The following is a 5,328-nucleotide window of genomic DNA, read 5'->3' on the forward strand; positions in this document are numbered from 1 at the left end:
CCCCCGCCGAGCGCCCAGCCCAGCAGCGCCGGCAGGGCGAGTCCGAGGAGCACCCAGACGAAGTAGTACTGGTTGATCTTCATGATCAGCCGGTTCCGCAGCAGGTCCGGGACGCGCCTGCTCCAGTTGTCGCGGCGGACCGTGAACAGCCAGCCGACGTGGCCGTGCCAGAAGCCCCGGACGCGGCCGAACCGTCTGCCGTCCTCGATCGGCCGGGGCGAGTGCGGGTCGCCGTCGCGGTCGGTGAAGGCGTGGTGCTGCCGGTGGGTCGCCACCCAGAACACGACCGGGCCCTGGGCGGCCATGGACCCGGCGATGCCCCAGAAGGCGGTGACCGCGGGCCGGGCGGTGAAGGACAGGTGGGAGAAGAAGCGGTGGAAGCCGCCCTCGACACCCAGCGACGTCAGCAGGTACATGCCGACGAGCAGTCCGAGGTCGACGCCGGTGAAGCCGTACGAGAAGGAGAACAGCACCGCGCCGGCGAAACCGAGGGTGGGCACCCCCACGGTGATGTAGGCCAGCCGCCGGGCGGAGGCGTCGGTGTCGGCGCCGCCGGAGGACCCGGTCGGCACGGCGGTGGAATCGGTGGAACCGGAAGGCTTTGCGGGGTCGGCGGCGGACGGGCCGGCCGATATCCCGGGCACGGAAGTCATCGTGGGCTCCCCGTCACCGCGCGGACAGCGACAGGTCGTCGGCGGACGGGGTCAGCTTTTTCAGCGTTCCCTGGAGATAGGCGCTCCGCGTCGCGTCCCGGCGGACCTTTCCGCTGGTCGTCATCGGAATGGCGCCGACGGGCCCGAAGTGCACATCGGCGGGGGCCACACCCTGTTCCCGGGTGACCACGGAGATCACCGAGTCGCGCACCTCGTCGAATTCCCCGGCCAATTGCCGCGCCGTACCGCGGAATTCGGCGACCACGATCAGTTCCTCGCCGCTCTTCCCCGGCACGGAGAAAGCCGCGGCGCCACGGATCTTCTCGTGGCAGCGCCGTACGGACTGCTCGATGTCCTGGGGATAGAGATTGCGGCCCGCGATGACGACGAGATCCTTGAGGCGTCCGGTGATGCAGAGTTCGCCGTCGAGCAGGAAACCCAGGTCGCCGGTGCGCAGATAGGTGCGTTCATCGCGTTCATCACGTTCACCGCGTTCACTTCCCGAACCCGCCAGGCGGGCGGTGAAGGTCTCCGCGGTGAGGTCCGGCCTGCCGAGGTAGCCGATGGCGACGTTCGGGCCGTGCACCCAGACCTCGCCGACGTGTCCGGGCTCCACGGGCCTGCGGTCCCGCGGGTCGACGATGATCACCTCGTGGTCCAGGGCGATCGCGCCGCAGCTGACGACGCGGGTGGCCTCGCCCTCCCCCGCGGCCTCGGCCTCCTCCTCGCCGAGCCGCCGTACGCGGCCGTTCTCGAGCTCCGCCTTGTCCAGCCAGGCCGTCCGGACAGGGCTGCCCGTGCGCTTGCCCGAGACGTACAGCGTCGCCTCGGCGAGGCCGTAGCACGGGATGAGCGACGTCTCGTCGTAGCCGCGCGGGCCGAAGCGCTCGCGGAAGGCGTCGAGGGTGGCCCGGGAGACCGGCTCGGAGCCGCAGAAGACCTGGCGCAGGGTGCCGAGGTCGAGCGTCGCCAGTTCCTCGTCGGTGATGTGTGTCGTACAGAGGTCGAACGCGAAGTTCGGGCCGACCGAAATCGTCACCTTGTGGTCGGTGATCGCCTTGAGCCAGCGGTACGGCTGCTGCACGAAGAACGCGGGGGGCATCAGCACCAGGGGCCAGCCCCCGTGCACCGCGAGCATGATCGTGCCCATCAGCCCCATGTCGTGGTACGGCGGCAGCCAGGTGCAGCCGACGCGGTCGGGCTCGTAGCCCATGTTCTCTTCCAGGGCGAGGCAGTTGCTGACCAGGTTGTCGTGGCTGAGCACGATGCCCTTGGGGTCCCCGGTCGAGCCGGAGGTGTACTGCAGCAGCGCCGGTTCGGCGATCCGTACGGGCGTGGCCCGCGGGTCCTCGGCCGGGGCGGCCCGGAAGAAGGCGTCGTCGACGAACATCCACTGCGGGCGGTGCGCGGTCGCCGGGAGCCCGGCCTCGAACTGGGCGACGCGCTCCGCCAGCCGGGCGTCCGCGATGATCACGTCGGGGCGGCAGTCCTCGACGATCGAGGCGAAGCGGGCCAGGGCCCGCCTGCCGGTGGGCGGGAAGGAGGGCACGGCGGTGGCACCGGCCCGGAAGATCCCGAAGAGGGCCGCGACGTAGTGGAGGCCGGGATCGAGGGCCAGGACCACGCGGCGGCCGGCGAGTTCGCGCCGCAGCAGGTCGGCGGCGACAAGGGCGGCATGCTCCGCCAGGTCCCGGTACGTCCAGTCGACGGCCTCGTCAGAGGTGCCGTCGGGCAGGAAGCGGAAAGCGAGCCGAGGCGGCTGCTCCGCGCGGTGCTCCAGTACCTCGGGCAGGGACATGGGCCGTTCCGAACGCGCCCATCCCGATATGTGATCCACCACGCCCCCCGTTGCTTGCTCTCGTGACCGGGGCCCGGCACTCCTCCGATGGCTGCGGGCCCTGCGAACGTTTTGTCCGTGCCGTGCAAGGTGGTGCTGTCCGTGCTGGTGGTACTGATGGTGCTGGAAGTGCTGATGATGTGGCTAGTGCCGTGCGGATGGAGCTCTTTGTTCTCAGCCGTGCCGGTGGTGCTCCCAGACCCTGCCGGTGGTGCTCCCGGACAGGGCCGGTGGTGCTTCCGGCCGTGCCTGTGGTTGCCCTCAGACAGGGCCGGTGGTGCTCTCAGACGCTGCGGATGATGCGGAGTTGCTGGGCCGAGCCCAGATGGGTGCCGTCGCGGTCCCAGGCGTCGATCTCCTCGTCCACCCAGCCGTCGGCGTCGGCCGTCCGGGTCCGCGCGCGCAGCAGGATCCAGGGCGAGTCGGCCCGGCCGAGGCCGTCGCCGGGCCGTACGGTGAGCTCGACGGTCGGCACGACGGCCAGCGTCGACAGCACGGCCGCGTAGGACGGCGCGAGCGAGTCCATCAGCAGGACGAGACGTGGGGCGTCCGGCGGCCGCTCGTCGCCCAGCAGCCTGATCCACGCGGTGAGTTCGGGCTCGTCCCCGCCCGCATAGGGCCGGGCGGCACCGACCGGGCGGATCTCCAGGTATCGGGAAATGGGCACGAACTCCGGCGGAATGACGAAGAGCTCGCATTCCTCGGGAGGCGGGACCGCCGGGGCCGCCGGGGCGAACGTCCGCCATTCCGCGGGCTTCGGAGTTCCGAAGACCGCGGACGCCTCGACATGCGTTCCTTCGGCCGTTATTGCCTGCGCGGCAAAAGAGGTGACAGTGCGCCCGGCGCGTACCCGGGAGGTCTCCACCCGGAATGCGTTGCCGAGGGTTCGGTGAAAACGCGCGGTAACACTGCGCAGGGCGAGATCCGGCACTTCGTCCTGCATCGCGGCGGCCATGAGCGCGAGCGTGAGCCCGCCATGGAATCCACCGAAACCGTTCAGGTGCGCTCCGGCGTCGATCCACTCCCCTGGGCGCCGTTCCAGCAGGTCCAGGGGGGACAGGGGTGAAGGTGCGGCCGTCATGCGCCCTCCGTTCCGGCGGCCGGTGACACGGCGTGGACGGTCGGCAGGAACTCCGGACGGAGACGGATCTCGATCGTCGACAACAAGCCGGTCATTGCGATGAGTTGGATCACAGGGGTGACCGTAGAAGGGGCCCGTATCGGCAGGCAAGCAATAGTTTTGTGACCCGCGTCACGGACCGGTAAATCGCGGTGATCGCGTGACGTTCAACACTCGACGGCCGTCACTTGGTGGGTTGCGTAATCCAACCCGCCCGTACATAGTCACCGCAAGCGAGCTGAACGATCCGGCTACGGGGGGCCGATATGTGCGGCACGGCGGTTGTCACTGCGTTGCAACTCCCGGACGGCGGAATCCTCGTACTGTGATGTCGCCCCAGGCGGGAACGGCCGGTCCGGCTTTTCCGGAACGGAACGGAAACACCGCTCACGGGCTCCGATGACATCCGCCGCGGACCGGGTCGGCCCGGCGCTCCCGTCGATACCCCTGTGACCCGGTTCCGCCGGAGGTGCGGAATTACGGGGCGGCGGGATCGGCCGGCCCCGGCCCGGCGGGCAGGACGGACCGAAGGTGGGTATTGCCATGCTGATACGGCGAACTGCCGCACACAACGTAGGAATTCTGGGGATCGGCGCCTACCGGCCGCATCGGGTCGTGGGCAATGACGAGGTCGCCGCCCGCACCGGACGTACGGCCGAATGGATAGAACGGCGTACCGGAATCGTCGAGCGTCGCTACGCCGCGGCGGACGAATCCGTGGTGGACATGGCGGTGGAGGCCGCGCGGAAGGCGGCCGCGGACGCCGGGGTCGCGCCCGCCGCGCTGGACGCCGTCGTCCTGGCCTCGATGTCGAACCTGCGGCAGAGCCCCGGTGGCGCGGCCGTGATCGCCGACCGGCTGGGCGTCGGGGCCGCCGCGTTCGACCTGAACGCGGCGTGCGCGGGCTTCTGTTACGCGCTGACCCTGGCCGCCTCGCTGGTACGGGACGGCACGGCGCGCCATGTGCTGGTGGTCGGCTCCGACAAGATGACGGACATCGTCGACCCGGAGGATCCCGCCACCGGCATCCTGTTCGCCGACGGTGCCGGGGCGGTGGTGGTCGGGCCACTGGGCCAGGACGGCCCGGACGGCGGGCCGGGGGACGGGATAGGGCCAGCCGTCTGGGGCACCGACGGGAGCCGCGCCGGGCTCATCGCGCACTCGGCCGACTGGCGGGAGTACCGCGACGGCCAGGACGTGCCATGGCCCACGATGCGGATGGCGGGGCCCGAGGTGTTCCGCTGGGCCATCGCCGAACTGCCGGAGGTCGCCCGGCGGGCGCTCGACGCGGCGGGCGTGGCGCCGGAGGAGCTCGGTGCCTTCATCCCGCACCAGGCGAACCTGCGGATGATCGAGACGCTGGTGCAGCGGCTGGAACTGCCCGGGCGGGTGGCCGTGGCGCGGGACGTGGCGCACGCCGGGAACACGTCCGCCGCGTCGATCCCGCTGGCCATGGCGCGGCTGCGGGAGTCGGGAGCGGTGGGCGGCGGCGACCTGGCGCTGCTGCTCGGCTTCGGCGCGGGCCTCACCTGGGGCGCCCAGGTGGTCCGTCTCCCGTAACGTCCGCGTTTCCGGCGGGCTCCGACGGGGGAAGCCCCCGGCCCACCGACGGAAGCCGAGGGACGCCATGACCCCGTCACCACCCGGACCACTCCCCTCCGGCCCGCCCTCCTGTCCGGCCTCAGATACGTCCTCCGGCCCCTTCGTCCGCCCCAGCC

4 protein-coding genes are annotated in these 5,328 nt (G+C 71.1%); 1 reads left to right on the forward strand and 3 read right to left on the reverse strand.

The annotated features are described in order from the left end of the window. The 3 genes from K6I34_RS30730 to K6I34_RS30740 all read right to left on the reverse strand — a co-directional run. Positions 1-653, reverse strand: a 653-nt coding sequence (locus tag K6I34_RS30730; protein ID WP_229330977.1) for an acyl-CoA desaturase, incomplete at its 3' end; no start/stop codon positions are given. A 13-nt stretch (positions 654-666) separates the two neighbouring features. After that, on the reverse strand, positions 667-2,451 hold the full coding sequence (locus K6I34_RS30735) for a fatty acyl-AMP ligase (protein WP_229330979.1): 1,785 nt from the start codon (positions 2,449-2,451) through the stop codon (positions 667-669). Positions 2,452-2,773: 322 nt separating this feature from the next. Continuing rightward, complete coding sequence (locus tag K6I34_RS30740) at positions 2,774-3,571, reverse strand: thioesterase family protein (protein ID WP_229330981.1); 798 nt, start codon at positions 3,569-3,571, stop codon at positions 2,774-2,776. A 582-nt stretch (positions 3,572-4,153) separates the two neighbouring features. Here K6I34_RS30740 and K6I34_RS30745 point away from each other — a divergent pair. Beyond that, a complete protein-coding gene (locus tag K6I34_RS30745) occupies positions 4,154-5,170 on the forward strand; it encodes a beta-ketoacyl-ACP synthase 3 (protein ID WP_229330982.1) in 1,017 nt (338 codons plus the stop codon). Positions 5,171-5,328 lie beyond the last annotated feature (158 nt).

The organism is Streptomyces sp. UNOC14_S4 (assembly GCF_020740835.1).
Classification (GTDB): domain Bacteria; phylum Actinomycetota; class Actinomycetes; order Streptomycetales; family Streptomycetaceae; genus Streptomyces.

Coding starts and splice junctions, on each gene's coding strand:
- K6I34_RS30745 (WP_229330982.1), top strand. CDS start 4,154: ATGCTGATACGGCGAACTGCCGCACACAACGTAGGAATTCTGGGGATC.
- K6I34_RS30740 (WP_229330981.1), bottom strand. CDS start 3,571: ATGACGGCCGCACCTTCACCCCTGTCCCCCCTGGACCTGCTGGAACGG.
- K6I34_RS30735 (WP_229330979.1), bottom strand. CDS start 2,451: ATGTCCCTGCCCGAGGTACTGGAGCACCGCGCGGAGCAGCCGCCTCGG.